The sequence below is a fragment of the Kushneria phosphatilytica genome (genome assembly GCF_008247605.1).
GTDB lineage: Bacteria > Pseudomonadota > Gammaproteobacteria > Pseudomonadales > Halomonadaceae > Kushneria > Kushneria phosphatilytica.
Window position 1 is genome coordinate 131,300 of the sequence record NZ_CP043420.1, and the last position, 22,673, is coordinate 153,972.

At 60.5% G+C, this 22,673-nt stretch carries 22 protein-coding genes; 14 read left to right on the forward strand and 8 right to left on the reverse strand.

Annotated features, from left to right (window positions below; genetic code table 11):
* Nucleotides 1-27: 27 nt before the first annotated feature.
* On the reverse strand, nucleotides 28-885 hold the full coding sequence (locus tag FY550_RS00625; protein ID WP_149054283.1) for a universal stress protein: 858 nt from the start codon (nucleotides 883-885) through the stop codon (nucleotides 28-30).
* A gap of 97 nt (nucleotides 886-982) precedes the next feature.
* Complete coding sequence (gene thiD, locus FY550_RS00630; protein ID WP_070980598.1) at nucleotides 983-1,798, reverse strand: bifunctional hydroxymethylpyrimidine kinase/phosphomethylpyrimidine kinase; 816 nt, start codon at nucleotides 1,796-1,798, stop codon at nucleotides 983-985.
* A 563-nt stretch (nucleotides 1,799-2,361) separates the two neighbouring features.
* On the opposite strand from thiD, the gene FY550_RS00635 reads away from it, so the two are divergent.
* From FY550_RS00635 to nuoN, 13 genes are all read left to right on the forward strand, one after another.
* Nucleotides 2,362-2,766, forward strand: coding sequence for an NADH-quinone oxidoreductase subunit A (locus FY550_RS00635; protein ID WP_070980601.1), 405 nt, complete (start codon nucleotides 2,362-2,364; stop codon nucleotides 2,764-2,766).
* A 22-nt stretch (nucleotides 2,767-2,788) separates the two neighbouring features.
* The gene (locus FY550_RS00640; RefSeq protein WP_070980603.1) at nucleotides 2,789-3,466 is read left to right on the forward strand and encodes a NuoB/complex I 20 kDa subunit family protein; all 678 of its coding nucleotides are present in this window, start codon (nucleotides 2,789-2,791) and stop codon (nucleotides 3,464-3,466) included.
* Nucleotides 3,467-3,535: 69 nt separating this feature from the next.
* A complete protein-coding gene (gene nuoC, locus FY550_RS00645; protein WP_070980932.1) occupies nucleotides 3,536-5,320 on the forward strand; it encodes an NADH-quinone oxidoreductase subunit C/D in 1,785 nt (594 codons plus the stop codon).
* Between the two features lie 4 nt (nucleotides 5,321-5,324).
* Complete coding sequence (gene nuoE / locus FY550_RS00650) at nucleotides 5,325-5,867, forward strand: NADH-quinone oxidoreductase subunit NuoE (protein ID WP_084388227.1); 543 nt, start codon at nucleotides 5,325-5,327, stop codon at nucleotides 5,865-5,867.
* Nucleotides 5,864-7,201, forward strand: coding sequence for an NADH-quinone oxidoreductase subunit NuoF (gene nuoF, locus FY550_RS00655; protein ID WP_149054284.1), 1,338 nt, complete (start codon nucleotides 5,864-5,866; stop codon nucleotides 7,199-7,201). The genes nuoE and nuoF overlap by 4 nt, the downstream gene beginning before the upstream one ends.
* A 106-nt stretch (nucleotides 7,202-7,307) precedes the next feature.
* Nucleotides 7,308-10,040, forward strand: coding sequence for an NADH-quinone oxidoreductase subunit NuoG (gene nuoG / locus FY550_RS00660; RefSeq protein ID WP_070980605.1), 2,733 nt, complete (start codon nucleotides 7,308-7,310; stop codon nucleotides 10,038-10,040).
* The gene (gene nuoH, locus FY550_RS00665; RefSeq protein WP_149054285.1) at nucleotides 10,037-11,026 is read left to right on the forward strand and encodes an NADH-quinone oxidoreductase subunit NuoH; all 990 of its coding nucleotides are present in this window, start codon (nucleotides 10,037-10,039) and stop codon (nucleotides 11,024-11,026) included. The genes nuoG and nuoH overlap by 4 nt, the downstream gene beginning before the upstream one ends.
* 15 nt (nucleotides 11,027-11,041) lie before the next feature.
* On the forward strand, nucleotides 11,042-11,614 hold the full coding sequence (nuoI, locus tag FY550_RS00670; protein ID WP_070980607.1) for an NADH-quinone oxidoreductase subunit NuoI: 573 nt from the start codon (nucleotides 11,042-11,044) through the stop codon (nucleotides 11,612-11,614).
* A 21-nt stretch (nucleotides 11,615-11,635) separates the two neighbouring features.
* A complete protein-coding gene (gene nuoJ, locus FY550_RS00675; protein ID WP_070980609.1) occupies nucleotides 11,636-12,190 on the forward strand; it encodes an NADH-quinone oxidoreductase subunit J in 555 nt (184 codons plus the stop codon).
* 14 nt (nucleotides 12,191-12,204) lie between these two features.
* The gene (gene nuoK, locus FY550_RS00680; protein WP_070980611.1) at nucleotides 12,205-12,513 is read left to right on the forward strand and encodes an NADH-quinone oxidoreductase subunit NuoK; all 309 of its coding nucleotides are present in this window, start codon (nucleotides 12,205-12,207) and stop codon (nucleotides 12,511-12,513) included.
* Entirely contained in the window at nucleotides 12,510-14,360 is a 1,851-nt protein-coding gene (gene nuoL, locus FY550_RS00685; RefSeq protein WP_149054286.1) for an NADH-quinone oxidoreductase subunit L, read from the forward strand. Before nuoK ends, nuoL begins: the two co-directional genes overlap by 4 nt.
* Before the next feature lie 20 nt (nucleotides 14,361-14,380).
* Nucleotides 14,381-15,910: an NADH-quinone oxidoreductase subunit M gene (nuoM, locus tag FY550_RS00690; RefSeq protein WP_070980614.1), complete on the forward strand. Its 1,530-nt coding sequence runs from the start codon at nucleotides 14,381-14,383 to the stop codon at nucleotides 15,908-15,910.
* Nucleotides 15,911-15,921: 11 nt separating this feature from the next.
* Nucleotides 15,922-17,373, forward strand: coding sequence for an NADH-quinone oxidoreductase subunit NuoN (nuoN, locus tag FY550_RS00695; protein WP_070980616.1), 1,452 nt, complete (start codon nucleotides 15,922-15,924; stop codon nucleotides 17,371-17,373).
* Between the two features lie 84 nt (nucleotides 17,374-17,457).
* On the opposite strand, the gene FY550_RS00700 is transcribed toward nuoN, so the two are convergent.
* Nucleotides 17,458-18,282, reverse strand: a complete 825-nt coding sequence (locus tag FY550_RS00700) for an endonuclease/exonuclease/phosphatase family protein (RefSeq protein ID WP_070980619.1) — start codon at nucleotides 18,280-18,282, stop codon at nucleotides 17,458-17,460.
* Between the two features lie 23 nt (nucleotides 18,283-18,305).
* Entirely contained in the window at nucleotides 18,306-18,968 is a 663-nt protein-coding gene (locus FY550_RS00705) for a thiol:disulfide interchange protein DsbA/DsbL (RefSeq protein WP_070980621.1), read from the reverse strand.
* 204 nt (nucleotides 18,969-19,172) lie between these two features.
* Here FY550_RS00705 and yihA point away from each other — a divergent pair, with 204 nt between their 5' ends.
* Nucleotides 19,173-19,808, forward strand: a complete 636-nt coding sequence (yihA, locus tag FY550_RS00710) for a ribosome biogenesis GTP-binding protein YihA/YsxC (RefSeq protein ID WP_070980623.1) — start codon at nucleotides 19,173-19,175, stop codon at nucleotides 19,806-19,808.
* On the opposite strand, the gene FY550_RS00715 is transcribed toward yihA, so the two are convergent.
* The 4 genes from FY550_RS00715 to FY550_RS00730 all read right to left on the reverse strand — a co-directional run bounded on the left by FY550_RS00715 (nucleotide 19,805) and on the right by FY550_RS00730 (nucleotide 22,645).
* On the reverse strand, nucleotides 19,805-20,194 hold the full coding sequence (locus FY550_RS00715; protein ID WP_070980627.1) for a hypothetical protein: 390 nt from the start codon (nucleotides 20,192-20,194) through the stop codon (nucleotides 19,805-19,807). The genes yihA and FY550_RS00715 overlap by 4 nt on opposite strands.
* 138 nt (nucleotides 20,195-20,332) lie before the next feature.
* Complete coding sequence (locus FY550_RS00720; protein ID WP_070980629.1) at nucleotides 20,333-21,037, reverse strand: HAD family hydrolase; 705 nt, start codon at nucleotides 21,035-21,037, stop codon at nucleotides 20,333-20,335.
* Complete coding sequence (locus FY550_RS00725) at nucleotides 21,030-21,959, reverse strand: tyrosine recombinase XerC (protein WP_070980631.1); 930 nt, start codon at nucleotides 21,957-21,959, stop codon at nucleotides 21,030-21,032. The genes FY550_RS00720 and FY550_RS00725 overlap by 8 nt, the downstream gene beginning before the upstream one ends.
* Nucleotides 21,956-22,645 carry a DUF484 family protein gene (locus FY550_RS00730; RefSeq protein ID WP_070980633.1) on the reverse strand — a complete coding sequence of 230 codons (690 nt, stop codon included), beginning with the start codon at nucleotides 22,643-22,645 and terminating at the stop codon, nucleotides 21,956-21,958. Before FY550_RS00730 ends, FY550_RS00725 begins: the two co-directional genes overlap by 4 nt.
* Nucleotides 22,646-22,673 lie beyond the last annotated feature (28 nt).

Sequence of the window (22,673 nt, forward strand, 5' to 3'; positions counted from 1 at the left end):
GCGTCTCCGCTATGGCTTGAGGGTGTATTACCAGGTGCGACAAAGCATGAGGTCGCAACGGGCTTCGCTCAGAAGGCGCTCCATGAGGCTGCTGGGGGCGCGCTGGCCGATACCCAGGCGGCCATGGCTGCCCAGCGCCAGCAGGTCCGGCGGTTGCTGCACCAGGCGGTTGAGCAGGACCTCGGTAGGATCGCCCTGCTCGACGACCAGTTCGATATCGGGTTCGGTATCCAGCTCGCTCATCAGGCGCTCGAGTTCTCGTTCGAGCTGCTGGCGCAGTCGGGCCCGCTCCTGTTCACGCCAGCGCCGATAGCCGCTGTCTGCCGACAGTTCGCGGGAGACCGGCATGTCCCAGGCATGCAGCAGGGTCAGGCGCACGCCCGGCAAGCGGGTCAGCACTTCCTTGAGGATGTAGCGGGAAGCCAGCGAGAAATCGATCGGCACCAGTACATCATGCCAGCGGAAGTCGGCCTTATGAGTAATGCTGAGCACCGGACAGGGCGCGCGTCGCAGCACTCTGGAAAGCGTGGTGCCATTGACCAGATCCGCCTGGCCATGCTTGCGGTGGGTGCCGAGGATGGCCAGTTGGGTGCCGCGCTCATATGCTTCACGCACGATCTCGGCGTAGGCATCTCCGGCGATGAGCTGGATCTGCAGTTCCGGTCGGGCTACACCGTGGGTCGCGCACAAGTGATCGATGGTCCCTTCGATTTCGGCTTCGATGGCGCTCCGCACGGGGGTGACGGCCGCCTCGGGCAGCCAGGGGTCAGTGACATGCAGGATGTCGAGGCGAGCGCCGCTATCGGCGGCCAGACGAATCGCCCGTGAAAAGGCGGCATGACACTCGTGGGACAGGTCGGTCGCCAGCAGCAGTGTCGGAGTCATGGCGGAGTCCTCATTGCAGCATCGCGAATAGTAACCCTGCCAGCATAGCCTGGACGGCAGGGCATTTCTTCGCTTCAGTCTCACTCCGTGAGCTGATTTACCACCAGGCGTGAAAGTGATGCAGGGGGCCCTGACCGCGACCGACGCCGAGCCGATCGGCCTGCTCCAGCGCCTGAGTCATGTATTGGCGTGCCTCGCGCACGCTCGCCAGCCAGCTCTCGTGGTGCGGACGCAGGGCGGCGATCGCCGAGGCCATGGTGCAGCCGGCACCATGCAGTGCACGGGTGGGGATGCGGCGCGCCTCGAGCCGATGCTCGCCATCCCGGTCATGAAAGAGATCATCACAACGATCCCCCGGCAGATGCCCGCCCTTGAGCAATATATTGGGGGCTCCCAGCTCGGCCAGCCTCGGCAGCATCGCACTCATGGCTTCAGGGGAGTCCGGCGTTGTGTCATCAAGCAGTACGGCGGCCTCGGGCAGGTTCGGGGTGATGACATCGCTGATCGGGATCAGCCATTCGCGAACTGCCTTGATACCATCGCTATCGACCAGAATATCGCCGCTCTTGGCGACCATCACCGGATCGAGTACCACGAACGGGGGGCGGTAGTGCTCGATGGCTTCGCAAATGGCTTGTGCGGTATCGGTATCAGCGACCATGCCGATCTTGACGCCATCGAGCGCCACATCTTCGAATACGGCAGCCAACTGGGCACGAATCATGTGCGATGGCATCGGGAGCACGTCGTGTACGCCGCAGGTGTTCTGGGCAACCACGGCAGTTACCACGCTGGTGGCATAGGCCCCCAGCGCGGAAAAGGTCTTCATGTCAGCGGATTGCCCGGCACCGCCGCTGGGGTCGGTGCCGGCAATGGTCAGCAAACGGGGGATGTGCGCACTCGCGGTCGACAAGGCTGTATCCTCGTATGGTCCAGACAAATGGGGATGCGTGTCATCCTGGCAGTCGGGCTCTGAGTATTAAATTTCGATTCAGGGAGCCTCCATGCTTGAAAAAAATCGCCAGCAGCGCGATCCTTGGGCAAGTAATATTACAGAAAAACAACGCTGTTCTACCGTGACTGGTGGTCCATTGCACTGCTTCAGGTGCTGTAACCAGAAGTTGCCGCTGATGATCAGCAAGTAAATCATCTGCGCTGATGGCGCTCGCTCTTGTATCTCGAAACGCATTTTCGGGAAGCGTCCCTCCAACCGGACAGGTATCGTTATGGTAACCGGTAGGAGGTACTGGTGGCTGCCGGTACGAATTGACTACTCTGATCCGAAAGGCATTGATCGAACAGCGAGACGGGAAGGGGTATCGCTGCGCTACCCTGACGCGGGCCGATCAGTGAACCGCTTCGCAAGATAGTCATGAGCGTTTCATGATTTTTTCAACGCTCTTCCGGTACCCTTGCCCGTGGCGGGGTAATCCGGCCAAGCCCGTGATCCGACTGTCATCCGATGAGTGAATGGCGATGGACCTGACACAACAGCTCGCCCAGCACTGGGCAACCGGCGTTTTCATTGTGGCCGCGCTCGGCCTTTGTGCCTTCATGGTCGGCGTTTCCGGCCTGCTGGGTGGCAAGGCCTGGGGGCATCGCAAGGATACTCCTTATGAGTCCGGCATCCTGCCGGCCGGCAGCGCGCATCAGCGCCTGTCGATCAAATTCTATCTGGTCGCGATGCTGTTCGTGATCTTCGATGTAGAAGCGCTCTATCTGTTCGCCTGGGCCACGGCCATTCGTCAGAGCGGCTGGGCCGGTTTTGTCGAAGTTTTCATTTTCATCGCCGTGCTGCTGGTGGGACTGATTTATATCTGTCGCATTGGTGCGCTGGACTGGGCGCCGACCGGCCGCAAGGCGAACCGACCTCGCACCTGACACATTCGAGAGGGTGTCATCGATGCAATACAAGCTGACCCGTATTGACCCCAACACGCCGGAGCAGAGCCGTTATCCGATCGGACGTGAACGCGGTGTCGAGGATCCCATGGACAAGCACGTGCATCGCAACGTGTTCATGGGCAAGCTGGCCGACATCATGAACTCCGCGGTGAACTGGGGACGCAAGAACTCGATCTGGCCGTATAACTTCGGTCTGTCGTGCTGCTACGTGGAAATGACCACGGCCTTTACCGCACCTCATGATATTGCCCGCTTCGGCTCCGAAGTGCTGCGTGCTTCCCCGCGCCAGGCCGATCTGATGGTGATCAGTGGCACCTGCTTCATCAAGATGGCGCCGATCATCCAGCAGCTCTATGACCAGATGCTCGAGCCCAAGTGGGTGATTTCGATGGGCTCCTGCTCCAACTCCGGCGGTATGTACGATATCTATTCGGTGGTGCAGGGCGTCGACAAGTTCCTGCCGGTGGATCTCTATATTCCCGGTTGTCCGCCGCGTCCCGAAGCGTTTCTGCAGGGTCTGCAACTGTTGCAGGACTCGATCCAGCACGAGCGACGCCCGCTCTCCTGGGTAATGGGCGATCAGGGCGTCTATCAGGCGGAAATGCCTTCGCAGCGTGAGCGGCATCGCGATGACCGCATTGCCGTAAAAGAATTGCGTACACCCGACGAAGTCTAGAAACAGCAGGCGGCAGGGCCTGAATGATCGGGCCCCATGCCACTCAAGCCAGGGGCCGGATCGAATTTCATGACCACTGATACTGCATTGTCGAACACCAGCCGGGCAGCCGGTGAGCACGATCCCGTCGTTGACGAGTTGCGTGCCCGGTTTGGTGCCGAAGCCTTCACCCTGCAGCCCACGCTGACCGGCATGCCGGTTATCTGGGTCGCGCGCGAGCAGCTCATCGAGGTAATGCAATTCCTGCGTTCGCTGGCTCGCCCCTACGTCATGCTGTATGACCTGCATGGCGTTGACGAGCGACTGCGGGTGCATCGCGACGGTCAGCCTCCGGCTGATTTCACGGTGTTCTATCAGCTGATGTCGTTCGAGCGGAATACCGAGCTGATGCTCAAGGTGGCGCTGCACGAGGCTGATCTGCGGGTGCCGACCGTGACCGAGCTCTTCCCCAATGCCAACTGGTATGAGCGGGAAGTATTCGACATGTTCGGTATCGACTTCCCGGGGCACCCGCACCTGACCCGGGTATTGATGCCGCCGACCTGGAACGGTCATCCGTTGCGCAAGGACTACCCCGCTCGCGCCACCGAGTTCGATCCCTACACGCTGACCATGGAAGGCCAGGACAAGGAGCAGGAGGCACTGCGCTTTGATCCGGAATCATGGGGCATGAAACGCCATTCCGAAGAAACGGATTTCATGTTCCTCAACCTTGGCCCCAACCACCCTTCGGCGCACGGGGTGTTTCGCGTGGTGCTGCAGCTCGATGGCGAGGAAGTCGTCGATTGCGTGCCGGATATCGGTTATCACCACCGCGGTGCCGAAAAAATGGCCGAGCGGCAGTCCTGGCACAGTTTCATTCCCTATACCGACCGGATCGATTATACCGGCGGGGTAATGAACAATTTCCCTTATGTGATGGCGGTCGAAAAACTGGCCGGTATTACCGTTACGCCGCGCGCCCGGATGATTCGGGTGATGATGGCGGAAATGTTCCGCATCAACTCCCACCTGCTGTTTCTCGGCACTTATCTGCAGGACCTGGGGGCAATGACCCCGGTGTTCTATACCTTTACCGATCGTCAGAAGGCGTACAACGTCATTGAGGCGATCACCGGCTTTCGCATGCACCCGGCCTGGTTTCGTATCGGCGGCGTGGCGCATGATCTACCGCGCGGCTGGGAGCGGCTGGTGCGCGAGTTTACCAACTGGATGACACCGCGGCTTGATGAGTACGAGCGGGCCATGATGGATAACTCACTGGTGCGTGAGCGTACTGTCGACGTGGCGCCTTTCAGCACGCAGAACGCCTTCGACTGGGGCGTGACCGGCCCCAATCTGCGGGCTACCGGCTACCAGTATGATCTGCGCAAGGCGAAGCCCTATTCCGGGTATGAGCAGTTTGATTTCGATGTCCCGGTGGGTACCAACGGGGATGCCTTTGACCGCGGCATGATGCGCCTCGAGGAGATGCGCCAGAGTGTCCGCATCATCAAACAGTGTCTGGAGAACATGCCCGAGGGCGATTACAAGGCGGATCATCCGCTGACGACACCGCCACCGCGCGAGAAGATGCTCCAGCACATCGAGACCCTGATCACGCACTTCCTGCAGGTTTCCTGGGGGCCGGTGCTCAAGCCCAATGAGTCGTTCCAGATGATCGAGGCGACCAAGGGGCTCAACAGCTACTACCTGACCAGCGATGGCAACACCATGAGCTATCGCACCCGTATTCGTACGCCCAGCTACCCGCATCTGCAGCACATCCCGTCGGTGATGAACGGCGGTTTCGTGCCCGATCTGATCGCGCACCTGGGCAGCATCGATTTCGTCATGGCCGACGTGGACCGTTAAGCGCATGGAACCATCAACCCGGGACGCGTCAGCGTCGACACCACACAGCCTGATTGCCACCGACCAGTACCCCGGTGATTTCGTGCTTACCGATGAAGAGCGTGAAGCCATCGAGCATGAAAAGGGGCACTTCGAAAACCCGCGTGCGGCGTCGATCGAGGCACTCAAGATCGTACAGAAGCGTCGCGGCTGGGTGCCGGATGGCGCCATCTACGCGATCAGCAATGTACTGGGCATCCCCTCGAGCGATGTCGAGGGCGTGGCTACCTTTTATAGTCTGATCTTTCGCCAGCCGGTCGGCCGGCACGTGATCCTGATCTGCGACAGCAGCTCGTGCTTTCTGACCGACTACGAACAATTGCGCGACGCCTTCACCCGTGAGCTGGGGATCGGTTTCGGTCAGACCACCGAAGATAACCGCTTCACTCTACTGCCGGTCTGCTGCCTGGGCGCGTGTGATCGTGGCCCGGCACTGATGATCGACGAGGATCTTCATGGTCCGGTGGACCCGGATGACGTCGCTTCACTGCTGGAGCAATACGCATGAGCAGTCGACTGTTTCAGACCAGCCGCAATCCCGAAACGCATCCCCTGACCTTCCGGGTACGTGATGATCGCGCGCCGGTTGGGCTTGAGGAGTATCAGGACACCCAGGGCTACGAGGGCGTGCGCCACATGCTTCGCGACCTGTCGCCGGATGACCTGATCGCGCGGATGAAGGAAGCCAATCTGCGCGGCCGTGGGGGCGGTGGTTTTTCTGCCGGCATGAAATGGAGCCTGACCATGAAGGGCGAGGGGGTGCCTCGCGGCTATATCGTCTGCAATGCCGACGAAATGGAGCCCGGCACCTTCAAGGATCGGCTGTTGATGGAAGAACTGCCCCATCTGCTGATCGAGGGCATGATCATCGCCGGTTACGCCAATAACGCCCGGCTGGGTTACATCTTTTTGCGCGGCGAGTACGTGGAAGCCGCCCATCAGATCGAGCGTGCCCTGCAGGAGGCTCGTGCTGCGGGCATTCTCGGGCCGAAGGTCTGCGGTTTTGATTTCGACTTCGATATCTATCTGCATACCGGCGCCGGCCGCTATATCTGTGGCGAAGAAACTGCATTGATCAACTCGCTGGAAGGTCGGCGCGCCAACCCGCGTTCCAAGCCGCCCTTCCCGGGTCAGAGCGGCGCTTGGGGCAAACCGACGGTCGTCAACAACGTTGAGACGCTCTGTAACGCGCCGGGTATCGTGCTGCGCGGTGCCGACTGGTATCAGTCGCTCTCCGGTGAACGCAGCAACGATGGCGGCACCAAGATCTACGGTGTTTCGGGCAAGGTGAAGAATGCCGGTCTGGTCGAGCTGCCCATGGGCGCCACTGCTCGTGAGGTCATCGATATGGCGGGGGGCATGCGTGATGGGCTGGAGCTCAAGGCATGGCTGCCGGGGGGTGGCAGTACCGGCTTTCTGTTGCCCGAGCATCTGGATCTGGCGATGGATTTTGACACCATCGGCAAGGCCGGCAGCCGCATGGGCACCGGGCTGTTGGCGGTCATCGCCGACAACCAGAGCATTGTCTCGCTGACCCGCAATCTCGAGGATTTCTTCGCCCGCGAATCCTGCGGCTGGTGTACGCCCTGCCGCGATGGTTTGCCGTGGACGGCTCGTATTCTGCGCTCGCTGGAAAAGGGTGAGGGAGAAAACGGCGATATCGAAATGCTCGAATCGCTGGCCTCCGATCTCGGGCCCGGCAAGACCTTCTGTGCTCACGCGCCAGGGGCGGCAATGCCGCTGCAGACAGCGCTGAAGCACTTTCGCGCCGAGTTCGAAGCGGGTATCTCGCATCCAAAACGCGAGGCGCACGCCGAGCCCATTCCGGTGGGTTCGGTCTGAACGACGGAGCGAGAGCTCCAGGGCTTTCGACGTGATCGATGCGTCGAAGAGGATTTTCAACGACCCGTTGCGGTTCGGGTCGTGAGTGAATGAAAGGCGACGCCGCATGGCCACGATTCATGTAGACGGCAAGGATTACGAAGTCGACGGCAGTGACAACCTGCTGCACGCCTGTCTGTCACTGGGGCTCGACATTCCCTATTTCTGCTGGCACCCGGCGATGGGCAGTGTGGGCGCCTGTCGACAGTGTGCGGTCAAGCAGTACAAGGACGCCGACGATACCCGCGGCACACTGGTGATGTCCTGCATGGCGCCGGTCAAGGATGATGCCTATATCTCGATCGAAGACGATGAGGCCAAGGATTTTCGTGCCAGCGTCATCGAGTGGCTGATGACCAACCACCCGCATGACTGCCCGGTCTGCGAAGAAGGCGGCCACTGTCACCTGCAGGACATGACCGTCATGACCGGCCACGATCGGCGCCGGTATCGTTTCGCCAAGCGGACCCACCGCAACCAGAATCTCGGGCCCTTCATCGCCCACGAGATGAACCGCTGCATTACCTGCTATCGCTGTGTGCGATTCTACAAGGACTATGCCGGCGGCGAGGATCTGGGGGCGTTCGGCGCTCATGAGAACATCTATTTTGGTCGTACCACCGATGGCACCCTGGAGAACGAGTTCTCCGGCAACCTCACCGAGGTCTGCCCGACCGGGGTGTTCACCGACCAGACCCACTCCGAGCACTACACACGCAAGTGGGACATGCAGTTTGCACCCAGTATCTGCCACGGCTGCTCCAGCGGGTGCAACATCAGCCCCGGTGAGCGCTACGGCGAGGTGCGGCGGATCGAGAATCGCTATAACGGCGAGGTCAACCACTACTTCCTGTGTGACCGTGGGCGCTTTGGCTACGGTTATGTCAATCGCCCCGATCGCCCGCGTCAGCCGGTCATGCGGGTTGAGCATAACGGGGAGCGTCGTGATGAGCTGCTCGATGTCGGCGGTGCGCTGGATCATGCTGCCGAGCGCCTGAAGAAGGCTCAGCGTGTGATCGGGATTGGCTCGCCTCGTGCCAGCCTGGAGAGCAACCACGTATTGCGTGAGCTGGTTGGGGCGGAGAATTTCTCTACCGGTATTGCCCAGCAGGAGTACGAGAACCTGCAACTGATGCTGGAGATCCAGCGGGAGGGTGCATTACCCACGCCGACGATGCGCGATATCGAGGATCACGATGCAGTGATCGTCCTCGGCGAGGACCTGATGCAGACTGCTGCGCGAGTGGCGCTGGCAGTACGCCAGTCGGCCAATAGCCGGGCGCAGGAGCTGGCTTCCGAGATCGGTATTCCGGCGTGGAACGCCAACGCGGTCAATACCCTGGCGCAGGGACGCAAGTATCCGGTGTTTCTCGCCACCCTGACCGAAACCCGAATGGATGATCTGGCACGCGATCGCTTTCATGGCAGTGCAGAGGAGATCGCAAGGCTGGGATTCGCCGTAGCGCATGCCATCGATAACAGCGCGCCTGCCGTGGAAGGTCTCGACGAGGCCACACAGACCCTGGCCAGCACCATCGCCGAAGCGCTGATGACGGCCGAGCGGCCATTGATCATCTCCGGTGGTTCGCTGGGATCACGCGAAGTGATCCAGGCAGCGGCCAATCTGGCAAGAGCACTGCGCCAGCGCGATAGCAAGGGCTCCATTACCCTGGTCAGCGGCGAAGCCAACAGCACCGGCCTGGCCATGCTCGGTGGGCACTCGCTGGACTGGGCGCTCGACTCGATCGGCGAAGGCGATGCGGTAGTGGTGCTGGAGAACGACCTCTACGCTCGCGCCGATGACGAACGGGTCGATAGGGCGCTGGATAATGCAGAGTGCGTGCTCTGCGCCGATCACCAAAGTACGCCCACCTGGCTGCGAGCCGATATCGGCCTGCCGTCAGCGACCTTCGCCGAGGGTGACGGTACCCTGGTCAGTCATGAAGGGCGGGCTCAGCGCTTCTTCCAGGTGTACGACCCGAGCTACTACCGACCCAATGACCTGACTCATGAGAGCTGGCGCTGGCTGCATGCGTTGCATACCACCATGGAATCGCGTCGGGTCGATTGGACGCAGCTCGATGAAGTCACCGAGGACTGTGCTGCCCATCATCCGCAACTGGCCGGCATCCGTGATGCGGCGCCGAGCGCTTCGTTCCGTATCAAGGGACAGAAGCTGGCACGTGAGCCGCATCGCTACAGCGGGCGTACTGCGATGCGCGCCAACATCAGTGTCAGTGAGCCGCGGGCGCCACAGGACGTTGATAGCGCCTTTACCTTTTCGATGGAAGGTTACAACGGTTACGCCGAACCACGTTCACAGGTAGCCTTCGCCTGGGCGCCGGGCTGGAATTCGCCACAGGCCTGGAACAAGTTCCAGGATGAGGTGGGGGGGCATCTGACTGGCAGTGACCCTGGTAATCGGCTGTTTGATCACCAGCCGGCCAATCGTCTGAGCTACTTCGAGGCGGTACCCGGACGGTTCGAGGCGCGTGAAGGTGCCTGGCGCGTGGCACGGCTGCCACATCTGTTCGGCAGTGACGAAATGAGTGCTCGTGCCGAGCCGATTCAGCAGCGCATGAGTGAGCCCTATGTCGCGCTTTCCGAAGCTGATGCACAAAGGCTGGGTGTGGCTGTCGGCACCGAACTGAGCCTATCCATCGGTCATCACCGCCTGACATTGCCCCTGCGCATCAGCAGTGAGCTGCGCGAGGGCATACTGGGACTGCCGGCGCTGCCGAACATGCCGGTGGCGGTCAATCACGAGTGGGCCCACCTGGGTGAGGAGACCAAGGCATGAGCTGGCTGACGCCCGACGTCATCGTTCCGATCGTTCTGGCGATTCTCAAGGCGATCGTCATCCTGCTCTGTGCGGTGCTCGGCGGTGCTATTCTGACCGTGGTCGAGCGTCGTCTGCTCGGCCTCTGGCAGGACCGCTACGGACCCAACCGAGTCGGCCCGTTCGGTTCGATGCAGCTGATTGCGGATATGCTCAAGATCTTCTTCAAGGAAGACTGGGTGCCGTATTTTGCCGATCGCAAGCTGTTCTCGCTGGCGCCGGTGATTGCCTTCAGCTCGCTTCTGCTGTCCTTCATGATCATTCCGGTGACCCCGACCTGGGGTGTGGCGGACCTGAACATCGGCATCCTGTTCTTCTTCGCCATGGCGGGGATCAACGTCTATGCCGTGCTGTTCGCGGGCTATGCCAGCGCCAACAAGTATGCCCTGCTCGGTGCCATGCGTGCCTCGGCCCAGACGCTTTCCTATGAGGTTTTCATGGGGCTGTCGGTCATGGGGTGTGTGGCGCTGGCCGGCTCTTTCGAGATGCGCGACATCGTCAATGCCCAGGAAGGCTTCTGGTTCTTCATTCCGCAGTTCTTTGGTTTCTGTACCTTCCTGGTCGCCGGTGTTGCCGTTACCCACCGCCATCCCTTCGACCAACCCGAGGCCGAGCAGGAATTGGCGGATGGCTATCACATCGAGTACTCCAGCATGAAGTTCGGGCTGTTCTTCATCGGTGAATATGTCGGTGTGGTACTGATTTCAGCGCTGATTACCACCCTGTTCTTTGGTGGCTGGCACGGCCCCTGGTTGCCCGGCATTGTCTGGTTCCTGCTCAAGACCGGGTTTTTCGTAATGCTGTTCGTGCTGGTGCGCGCCTCGATTCCGCGGCCACGCTACGACCGCGTGATGCAGTTCGGATGGAAGTTCTGCCTGCCGCTGACCCTGATCAATCTGTTGGTGACCGGTGCGCTGATCCTGCTCAACGCGCCGGCGTCATCCTGAACGAGGTAAGCCGATATGTCCGATACGTTTCTCGGCGAGGTATTCAAGGGAGTGCGCAAGGTGGTGGTCGGCACGGCGACCAACGTGCGCACCATTGGCATGGTCTTCATGCACTCGTTTCACAAGCGCGAGACCATCAACTATCCCGAAGAGAAGCCATACTTGCCGCCCCGCTACCGTGGTCGCATCGTGCTGACCCGCGATCCCGACGGCGAAGAGCGCTGCGTCGCGTGCAACCTTTGTGCCGTGGCCTGTCCGGTAGCCTGCATCTCGCTGCAGAAGGGTGAGAAGGAAGATGGCCGCTGGTATCCGGAGTTCTTCCGCATCAACTTCTCGCGCTGCATCTTCTGTGGCATGTGCGAAGAGGCTTGTCCGACCTCGGCGATCCAGCTCACGCCCGATTACGAGATGTGCGAGTACGATCGCCAGGAACTGGTGTACGAAAAGCGTGATCTGCTGATCTCCGGACCGGGCAAGGATCACAACTACAATTTCTATCGGGTCGCGGGCATGTCGATCGCAGGCAAGCCCAAGGGGGCGGCGCAGAACGAAGCGCAGCCCGTCGACGTCAAGACACTGTTGCCCTGACTGGCCGGACAAGGAGTTTCCGTGGAAATCGCGTTCTATCTGTCCGCTCTGGTGGCCATACTGTCGACCTTTCGCGTCATCACCCATACCGATGCGGTGCATGCGCTGCTTTATCTGATCGTGTCGCTACTGGCGATCGCCATGGTGTTTTTTGCACTGGGCGCACCCTTTGCCGCTGCGCTCGAAATCATCGTTTATGCCGGCGCCATCATGGTGCTCTTCGTGTTCGTGATCATGATGCTCAACGTCGGGCAGGAGTCGATCGATCGCGAGCGACGCTGGCTGAGGCCCGGTATCTGGACTGGGCCCTCGATTCTGGCCGCCATTCTGCTGGTTGTGCTCGCCATCGCGCTGTGGGGCAACAGCTCACTGGGTGGTATCAGTGGCGATACGTTGCAGGCGACCGACGTTGGCATTCGCCTGTTCGGGCCCTATCTGCTGATGGTGGAACTGGCCTCCTTCCTGCTGCTGGCAGCGCTGGTGGCGGCGGTCCACATCGGTCGTGACGAAGAGCGGCAGATCGAGCCGGATCGCACCATGAACGAGCCGGCCCAGCGCGGCCCGGATAATGACTGAATGAGGGGGCAACCATGAATGGACTACCGGTCGAGCATGGCATGGCGCTGGCCGCCATCCTGTTCGTGCTCGGGCTAGTGGGACTGCTGGTGCGGCGTAACACCCTGTTTATCCTGATGAGTCTGGAAATCATGATGAACGCCGCCGGCCTGGCTTTCATCGTGGCCGGCCAGCACTGGGGGCAGCCCGATGGTCAGATCATGTTCATCATGATCATTACCCTGGCCGCGGCCGAGGCCAGTATCGGGTTGGGTCTGCTGATCCAGCTCCAGCGGCGTTTCCGGACGCTCGATGTCGATGCAGCCAGTGAGATGAACGGATGAATCTGTTACCCCTTGTCGCCCTGTTTCCGCTGATCGGCGCCGTGGTGCTCTCATTCAGGCCACGCATGCCCGATCGTCTTGCGGCTGTTTTTGGTGTTGGCTCAGTGGGCCTGGCCGCAGCAGTTACCGCCATCCTCGACATGGTCTGGCTGTCCGGTTCGCGCGAAGGTGTGGCCCAGCAGCTCTGGCAATGGGTCTCGGTCGGTGATTTCCGGATGGGCTTTACGCTCTATCTCGATGGCCTGTCGCTGACGATGCTCAACGTCATTACCGGTGTCGGTTTTCTGATTCACCTGTTCGCTTCCTGGTACATGCGCGAAGATCTCGAGGGCGGTCCAGGCTATGGCCGCTTCTTCGCTTACATGAACCTGTTCGTGTTCAGCATGATCCTGCTGGTACTGGGCAACAATCTGCTGTTGCTCTATCTCGGCTGGGAAGGTGTCGGGCTGTGTAGCTATCTGTTGATCGGTTACTACTACAAGACCGAGGCCAATGCCTGGGCAGCCTTCAAGGCGTTCATCGTTACCCGGGTAGGGGATGTGTTCCTCGCCATTGGCATGTTCATCCTGTTCGTCACCTTTCATACCCTGGATATCCAGACGCTGCTTGAGCGCGCTCCCCAGGTATGGGCGGAAGGTGATCTGATGGTTGAGCTGGCAGCATTGATGCTGCTCGGTGGTGCGGTCGGCAAGTCGGCTCAGTTACCGTTGCAGACCTGGCTGGCTGATGCCATGGCGGGTCCGACGCCGGTGTCGGCGCTGATCCACGCAGCCACGATGGTGACTGCCGGGGTTTATCTGATCGCCCGGACCCATACCATTTTTGAACTGGCGCCCTTCGTGCTCGAGCTGGTGGGCGTTATCGGCATGCTGACGCTGCTGCTGGCCGGCTTTACCGCACTGGCTCAGACCGACATCAAGCGCGTACTGGCGTACTCCACCATGAGCCAGATCGGCTACATGTTTCTGGCACTGGGTGTACAGGCCTGGGATGCAGCGATCTTCCATCTGATGATTCACGCCTTCTTCAAGGCGCTGCTGTTCCTGGCCTCCGGGTCGGTCATCATTGCCTGCCACCATGAGCAGAATATCTTCAAAATGGGTGGCCTGTGGCGCACTCTCAAGCTCCCCTATGCCTGTTTTCTGGTCGGCGGGGCAGCACTGTCGGCGTTGCCGCTCATTACCGCGGGCTTCTACTCCAAGGACGAGATCCTGTGGCTGGCCTTTGATCACGGTCATATCTGGCTGTGGCTGGGTGGACTGATCGGCGCCTTCCTGACCTCGATCTATACCTTCCGGATGATTTTCATCGCCTTCCATGGTGAGGAGAAAACGCATCCGCATGCCGGTCATGGCATCGCGCATCATCTGCCGCTGATCGTGTTGCTGGTGCTGTCGACCTTTGTGGGCGCCATGATCTCCCAGCCGCTGGAGAATGTGCTGCCTGAAGTGGAAGGCAGCTACGGTCATGGGGTTCAGCTGACGCTCGAGGTGCTCTCCAGTCTCGTCGCCGTGGTTGGGGTCGGTATTGCCGCTGCCTTCTTCCTGGGACGGCGTCAGGCGATTGCCGCGCTGGCCGATTCGCCCAAGGGCCGTCAGACCTGGCGCTTTCTCCATAGCGCTTTCGCTTTCGACTGGCTCTACGACAAGCTGTTCGTTCGCCCCTGGTTGCTGCTGGCACGGCTCCACCGGCGCGACTGGATCAATGCGCTGGTGGACTTCTGGCCCGGTCTGGCGCTGGCTCTCAATGGCCTGCTGTCGACCACCCAGAGCGGTCGGCTGCGCTGGTACGCCGGTGTATTCATTGCCGGCGGGACACTCATGCTCGCGACCCTGATGTTGGGCTAACGAAAGGAACCGTGAACGCCATGATCCTGCCCTGGTTACTCTTTCTACCGTTCATCGGCGGCCTGCTGTGCTGGCAGGCCGAGCGCGCCGGTGTAGCGCCGCGGCCCATCCGCTGGATCGCACTGCTGACCATGGTCGCGGTGCTGGTCCTGTCCCTCTGGCTATGGGTCACCGGCGATTATCATCTGAGCACTACTGTTGGCAACGAGCCCGATTGGCAGTTGCAGTTCCGCCTGCCGTGGATCGAGCGCTTCGGTATCACCTTCCATCTGGCACTGGACGGCCTGTCACTGATCATGGTGGCACTGACCGGCTTCCTCGGCGTACTGGCCGTACTGTGCTCATGGCAGGAAATCGATACCCGCATCGGCTTTTTTCACCTCAACCTGCTGTGGATCATCGGCGGTGTGGTCGGGGTCTTCCTTGCCATCGACCTGTTTCTGTTCTTCTTCTTCTGGGAGATGATGCTGGTGCCGATGTACTTCCTGATCGCGTTGTGGGGACACAGCTCGGAAGGGAAATCACCGGTCTATGCAGCCATCAAGTTCTTCATCTATACCCAGGCATCGGGGCTATTGATGCTGGTGTCGATTCTGGGGCTGGTGTTCGTGCACTACAGTCAGACCGGCACCTTTACCTTTGACTATTCGGTGCTGCGTGAGGCGCCGATCTCCGGCACCTTCTCCTGGGTGCTGATGCTCGGTTTCTTCATTGCCTTTGCTGTCAAGCTGCCGGTGGTGCCGCTGCATGGCTGGCTGCCGGATGCCCACGCTCAGGCGCCTACTGCAGGCAGTGTCGACCTGGCCGGCATTCTGCTGAAAACGGCGGCCTATGGCATGTTGCGCTTTGCACTGCCGCTGTTCCCGGAAACCTCTCAGGCGTTTGCGCCGGTGGCCATGACACTGGGCCTGATCGGTATCTTCTATGGCGCTGTCCTGGCCTTTGCCCAGAGCGACATGAAGCGACTGATTGCCTGCTCCAGCATTTCCCACATGGGCTTTGTGCTGATCGGTATCTACTCCGGTACGGTACTGGCGCTGCAGGGTGTGATCGTGCAGATGGTCGCTCATGCCTTTTCCGCTGCCGGGCTGTTCATTCTCAGCGGCCAGATTTATGAGCGCCTCAAGACGCGTGACATGCGTGAGCTGGGCGGACTGTTTGGCCGAATGGGTTCGTTGCCCGGTTTCGCGCTGGCCTTTGTGGTGGCCTCACTGGGTATGCCCGGTACCGGCAACTTCATCGGCGAATTCCTGATCCTGTTTGGCGCCTTCAGTGTGGTGCCCTGGGTCGTGGTTATTGCCAGTGTTGGTCTGGTGCTTGCTGCGGTCTATTCGCTCTACCTCATGCACCGGGTCTACTGGGGACCGCCGAAATCGGAAACTTCACTGGGCGGCCTTGATACCCGCGAGTATCTGATGATGCTGCTGGTACTGGCTCTGACCGTACTGCTGGGCTTCTATCCGCAGCTGGTGCTCGATGTATCGCATGGTGCGATGAACGAGGTCCACCACTGGTTTATCGCCTCCACCTCTTCGCCGCTATCTTCGTAAGCTGAGCCGCCATGAATCTGACTACGTCACATCTGATCGCGCTGTTGCCGCTGCTGATCGTCTCCGCCACGATCATTGTCGTCATGCTCGGCGTCGCCTGGCAGCGGCATCACTTTCTCAGCGCCACCCTGACGGTCGTCGGGCTCAACGCGGCGCTGGTATCGCTTCTGGCCACGCTGACGGTGACGCCGATTCAGGTCACGCCGCTGCTGGCCTTTGACAACTATTCGGTGCTGTTCATGGCGCTGGCGCTGATTGCAGCGCTGGCCTGTACCACGCTGGCGCACGCTTACCTGGAAGGTTTTGACGACCGCCGCGAAGAGTACTATATGCTGCTGCTGTGCTCGGTGCTGGGGGCGATGACCCTGGTGGCCAGTCGTCATCTGACGGCGCTGTTCATCGGCCTCGAGCTGATGTCGGTACCGCTCTATGGTATGGCGGCCTATGCCTACCGCAATCGGGTGTCGCTGGAAGCCGGCCTCAAGTACATGGTGCTGTCGGCGGCAGCTTCGGCTTTCCTACTGTTCGGTATGGCCCTGTTGTATGCCGAGGCCGGCACGCTCGAGTTCGCCGGTCTGGGGCAGTCGCTCAACCAGGGCGGCCATGATCTGTGGCTGCTGACGGGCATCGGCATGATGGTGATTGCGCTTGGCTTCAAGCTCTCACTGGTGCCGTTCCATCTCTGGACCCCGGATGTCTATGAGGGTGCTCCGGCCCCGATGTCGGCCTTTCTCGCCACGGTCAGCAAGCTGGCCGTATTCGCTCTGCTGATTCGGCTGTTCGAGACGGCCCCGGTGACCGACAACGGCGTGTTGCACGTCATCATTGCCGTCATCGCCTTTGCTTCGATGATTGTCGGTAATCTGTTGGCGCTGCGTCAGAACAATATCAAGCGTCTGCTGGGCTACTCCTCGATTGCACACCTGGGCTATCTGCTGACCGCGCTCGTCGCCAGCAACGAACTGGCGGTCGAAACCGTTGGGGTTTACATGGTCACCTATGTGCTGACCACCCTGGGGGCCTTTGGCGTGGTCGCACTTGTCTCCAGCCCTTACGGTGGCGCCGATGCGGCCGACATGTCGCATTACCGGGGCCTGTTCTGGCGTCGTCCCTATCTGGCTGCGGTCATGACGGTGATGATGCTGTCGCTGGCGGGCATTCCGCTGACAGCCGGCTTCATTGGCAAATTCTACGCCATCGCCGTGGGTGTGCAGTCCGGTCTCTGGTGGCTGGTCGCCGGTATCGTGGTAGGCAGTGCGATCGGGCTCTACTACTACCTGCGCGTCATGGTCGGGCTCTATCTCCATGAAGGCGATGAAACACGCCGGGATGCGACCGATGACTGGGGACAGCGCTCCGGTGGTGTGGTGGTACTGTTACTGGCGATTGCGGTACTGGTGCTGGGCATTTATCCGCAACCGATGATTGCGCTGATTGATGCAGCGACCATGACCATCGGTTGAGCACTGCTCGCCCGCTCTCGCACAGGCCGCCCCGTTGGTAACAACGGGGCGGTTTTTCATATCCGAAAACCGGAGTGCGTGCGATTAGAGCCCGCTGCTCTGACGGCGGGTATGCCCCTGTGAGGTAATACTGATGGCCTTGGCACAGGAGGAGGGCAACTGAACGTCAACAGCCAGTGGCAGGTGATCGGAAAACATGGGCGCCAGTGCCTGAGGGTTATGCGGCGTCAGCGATGAAGAGAGCAGGATGTGATCAAGCGCTCGCGTGGGCTGCCAGGCGGGATAGCTCGGAATGGTCGGTGTATGGCGCAGGTCAAGTGCCCGACAGAAGCGCTTGTGGGCATGAAGCTGCTCGAGTGTGCAGTTGAGATCACCCATGACGACAACATGGTGCAGTGGGTCGACCAGCTCGCTCAGATAATCGAGCTGCATGTTGCGTGCGCGCATCCCGAGTGCCAGATGAGCGACGAAGATATGCAGTGCATCCGAGCCTTCACCAAAGCGAACATGCAGGGCACCACGACCGGGTGGGCCCGGCAGACGATGGTTGGTGATATGACCCGGAGGGAGCCGGCTCAGCAGGCCATTGCTGTGCTGAGCCAGTCGCCCGAGGTTGCGATTGAGTTGCTGATAGTGTGTCGGGAAACCGGCCTGCTCGGCCAGATATTCAACCTGATTGACATTACCCGAGCGAAAACTGCCTCCATCGGCTTCCTGCAGGGCCACCAGATCAAACCCCTTCAGGGTATCGCCGATCATGGTCAGCCTTGAGCCGCGGCGGCGGTGCGGCAGCAGATGCTGCCAGCTGCGGGTCAGATAGTGATGATAGGCCTGAGTATGAATCCCTACCTGAAGATTAAAGGTCAACAGGCGGATCATGCCCGGATTGTCGCTGGTCTGGCCGGTCATCCGGTCTCCCGTTTCGTACGCCTTCAGTTGGAGGACTGATCGCTCTGATGGCTGCGTTGTTCGCGAACCTTGCTGATCAGGCGGTCTGTCACGTCGAGCATGTTATCGATGCCCTGAGCGCTTTGTGGGGTCACTGTGTACTTGCCGGCCACCACAATGGTAGGCGTTCCCATCACCTGCCAGGATTTGACCTTTGACATGGCCTGATTGAGCTGGCTTTTGACACCGAAGGAATTCAGGGTATCGAGGACTTTCTGTCGATCAACGCCATAATTCGAGTAGAAATCGGCAATGGCGTCATCGCTGGTCATTCGTTTGCCCTGCTTGTGGATGGCATCGAAGAAAGCCAGATGGGTCTTGTCGAGAATGCCCAGGTCCTTTGCAGTGTAGTAGGCCGCGGCATGTTTGGCCCAGGTCTTGCCCAGTGGCGCCGGTACCCGATTGAAAGCGACATCATCAGGCAGTTGCCTTACCCATTTTTCCATCGGGCGTTCGAGATCGTAGCAGTGCGGGCAGCCATACCAGAAGACTTCGGTGACCGCGATCTTCCCATCCGGTGCTTCGGTCTGGGTTGGCTCGTCGAGCGTGGTATAGCCCGGGTCATTCGAGTCGGCGGCCATGGCCAGTCCCGAGAACAGCAGACCGGCCAGCAGGGCCAGGGGTTGCCAGCGTGACACTTTCAGCATTGCAGAATGCTCCTTGCTGCAGTCGAACATTGTAAGAAAAGGTGATCGTTTGAGTCCCTTTAGCGGGCTCCGGTTCCCTGATGGGTCGGTTCTTCGATCCTACCGCTCACGGCCAGCGCTGGCGAGCCTGCTCCGCTGTCAGTAACAGGCATGCTAGAATGGCGCGCTGATATCAATCCCTCGCCTTGCCCTGCTGGAGCTGTCATGCCGGATGACTCTCGTCTCAACTTTCATGTGACGCGCTTTATGACCAGCGCTCCCACGCTGGCCAACTGTCCGGCTGATGAGGGGCGTGAAGTCGCCTTTGCAGGCCGTTCCAATGCCGGCAAATCGAGTGCGCTCAATACCCTGACCGGCCAGAACTCACTGGCGCGAACGTCGCGCACCCCCGGACGCACCCAGCTGATCAACTTTTTCTCGGTGGGTAGCGGCAGTGAGCAGCGGCTGGTCGATCTGCCGGGCTATGGGTATGCAAAAGTGCCCGAGTCAGTTCGTCGCGAATGGCAGGCGCATCTGGCTGACTATCTACGTCGACGCCGCTCGCTCGCCGGTACCGTACTGGTCATGGATGTGCGTCATCCGTTGACTGAATTCGATCAGATGATGCTGGGTTGGGCGGATGAAAACGATATGCCGATCCATATCCTGCTGACCAAGGCCGACAAGCTGGGTCGGGGCGCTGCAGCCTCAGCCATGACCCGGGTACGCAATGCGCTGACCGAATGGGAGGATCTGGTGTCGGTACAGCTTTTTTCGGCCCACAAGCGTCAGGGTATCGATACCCTGAGCGACCAGCTCACTCACTGGCTGACACTTCCCGCAGAAGCGGACGAGATCTAAAAGCTGTAGGTGCGGGTATAGGACGGATAGTTCAGTAGTGCCGGCTGGCTCTGCTCGGGAAATTGCCACCGTTGTCCGGGAGCGTCGTCATCACCCGCCATACCACCGTTTCCCTGCCGGGGCAGGGCACCGGGAATATCGCTGTTGAGATGCCGAGTGGGATCATGGCGGGTCGCATAGCCGGCCGACTCGTGACGAGCGACGCTATCATGCGCTTCATCGTTGAGCGTCATCAGCGGCTGCTGACTGGAAGACTCCGGGTAACGTAACTGCATGTCGGTCATGACATCGGACACGATGCCACCTCCTTCGGGGCCCGGGCGGGCAATCACGATGGCGAGCGCACACAACACGATGGTCAGCGTCAAAAGGTCAAAGGGGCGCATTACGGCTCTTCCGGCGTTTCGGCAGCAATGGAATGATTCCCATCCCCGATTGTAACAACGTCGAAAGGTTTCGGCGAAGTTTCATTTTGCGGGCATGCAATCTTCAGTTTCGTTCAGGGCGAACCGGGCGCCAGAATATCATGCGTGTTCTGCAAGCCATCCCAACAGGGCGGGCAGTTCGCGTACATGGGCAAGTCGATAAACGCCTGCGGGGCAGTCGTGTCCTTCATTTTTGACATCGATCCAGGCGACCGGCATGCCGAGGTGATGCGCCGGCAGAACGTCATCACGCCATGAATCGCCAACATGCATGGCCTGACGCGGTGCGCCGATGCCCAGATGTGCCAGCGCGGCGAGAAAACAGCGCGCATCAGGCTTGGGTGCCAGCCATTCCCCGGCCGGGATGATGAGATCGAAATGCTCGGCCAGGCCCAGCCGGCGAATATCGGCATTGCCATTGGTAATGGCCGCCATCTTCAGCCCGCGTTGTCGAAACTCGGTGAGCATATCGGGGACTTCGACATGAATGTCGACCTCATGACGCAGACGCAGCATCTCTTCCATGGTGGCGTCGGTCCAGTACCGCGCTGATTCGCTCGACAAGCCGAAATCACTCAGCATGGCATAAAGCGATTCACGTCGAATCCAGGTAAAGTCTCCGCGGCGCAGTGGGTAGCGTCGGGCAAGCTCGGCACGTCGACGCTGATACTCCTCGAGTGGAAAGCATTCGGCATGACCGATATGAGCGTCCAGCCACTCATAGTGGTTCTGCTCGACCCGCGCCATCACTGTTCGGTTATCCCAGAAGGTGTCGTCGAGATCGAAGGTGAGCGCCTCAATCATGTTCGTTCTCTTCGCGACGGCGTCGTGCACGTGGATGGGCGCTGTCATAGGTCGCTGCCAGATGCTGCCAGTCAAGGCGAGTATAAACCTGGGTCGTGGAAAGGTGCACATGGCCGAGCAGCTCCTGGACGGCGCGCAGGTCCTGACTCGATTCCAGCAGGTGGCTGGCGAAACTGTGACGCAAGCGGTGTGGATGCAGGTGTTCGGGCAGGCCCCGCTGACGCGCCAGCTGCGCCATGCGCAGCTGAATGGCGCGGTGGCCCGGACGAGTGCCCCGCTGGCTGACAAACAGCGCCGGCTCCTGCGGCTGTGCCAGACTGGCGCGCACCTTCAGCCATTCGTCGAGGGCCTGGCGGGCACGTTGACCCACAGGCAACTGACGCGGTTTATCACCCTTGCCACGGACCCGCAGTCGTTGGCCATTGAGATCGACGAGATCGATGCTCACCAGCTCGGCCAGGCGCAGCCCACAGGAGTAACACAGCTCCAGCATGGCCTGGTCGCGCCAGGCCAGTGGTGAACCGTCATGCGGTGTGTCGAGAAAGTGGGTGAGCAGATCGACATCTACCGGGCGTGGTAAATGACGGGGTGTTCTGGGTGTTTCCAGCAGCCGTGCCGGGTTGTTGTCGAGCCATCCGAGCTGTACCAGTTCATCGCAGAAACGGCGCAACGCTGCCTGGCGACGTGCCAGCGAACGTGCCCCCAGGCCGCGTGAGCGTTCGCTGCCCATGAAGCGACGCATCAGCGCCGGGTTCACCTCGACCCAGTGCTCCGGTGGGTGCTGCTGCCGTTCGAGGAAAAGGGCAAAGGCCTCGAGATCCTGCTGATAGGCCGCGATTGTCGCCGGGCTATGGGAGCGCTTCAGGCCGGCCAGGTAGTCCCCGGCGATCGTTCGCCATGCCGTGGAGAGCTGATGGGTCATGCCGCCTCCCGCAGCAATAACCGGGTCATGACCTCGCCCAGATAGCCGGTCAGATGACGAAGCGGGCCGCGTTGCAGGCGATCGGCATGCGTGTCCGCCAGAATCAGGTAAGCGTAGCGCTCGCCCAGTGCCAAACGAATGGGCTGGGCGGCACCACCGTGCCCGGGTGAACGGATAGCGGGCAACCAGGATTGCCAGGCCGTCTCGCTCAGGGCGATGGGAGACGCGTCAGCACGGGCCAGGGCGGTTTCGAAGTGCGTGCGTCGCGTCTCATCAAGCAGGTGCAGAGGGGGCTGCAGCGGCGCTGCGGGCGCTGCGGGCAGCCATAACGCCATGGCGGCAATACCGAAACGTTCGCTGAGCTGAATGGCCAGGGTCTGCGCCAGGGCATCCAGACCATCTGCTTCGAGCAGGGCCAGCATCAGCTCGTGGCAGTCGCGTTCGCGCTGCTGCAGCTGCTGATGGTCGCGTTGCAGGTGCGCCAGTTGCTGTTCGTTGCGTTCGCAGCGGCGTCGCAGTGTCAGCATCTGACGTTCGATCAGTGAAATCGTGCCCGGAGCGTGCGGGTGCGGAAGACGCAGACGTTCGAGCAGTGCCTCCCGGTGATAAAAGAAATCGGGATGGGCGCTCAGCCAGCGTGCAACCTGTTCGGCATCGAATGCCTCGAATTCGGCCTTGTCACTCATGGACACTCCCGTTATTTGCTGGCTGAAA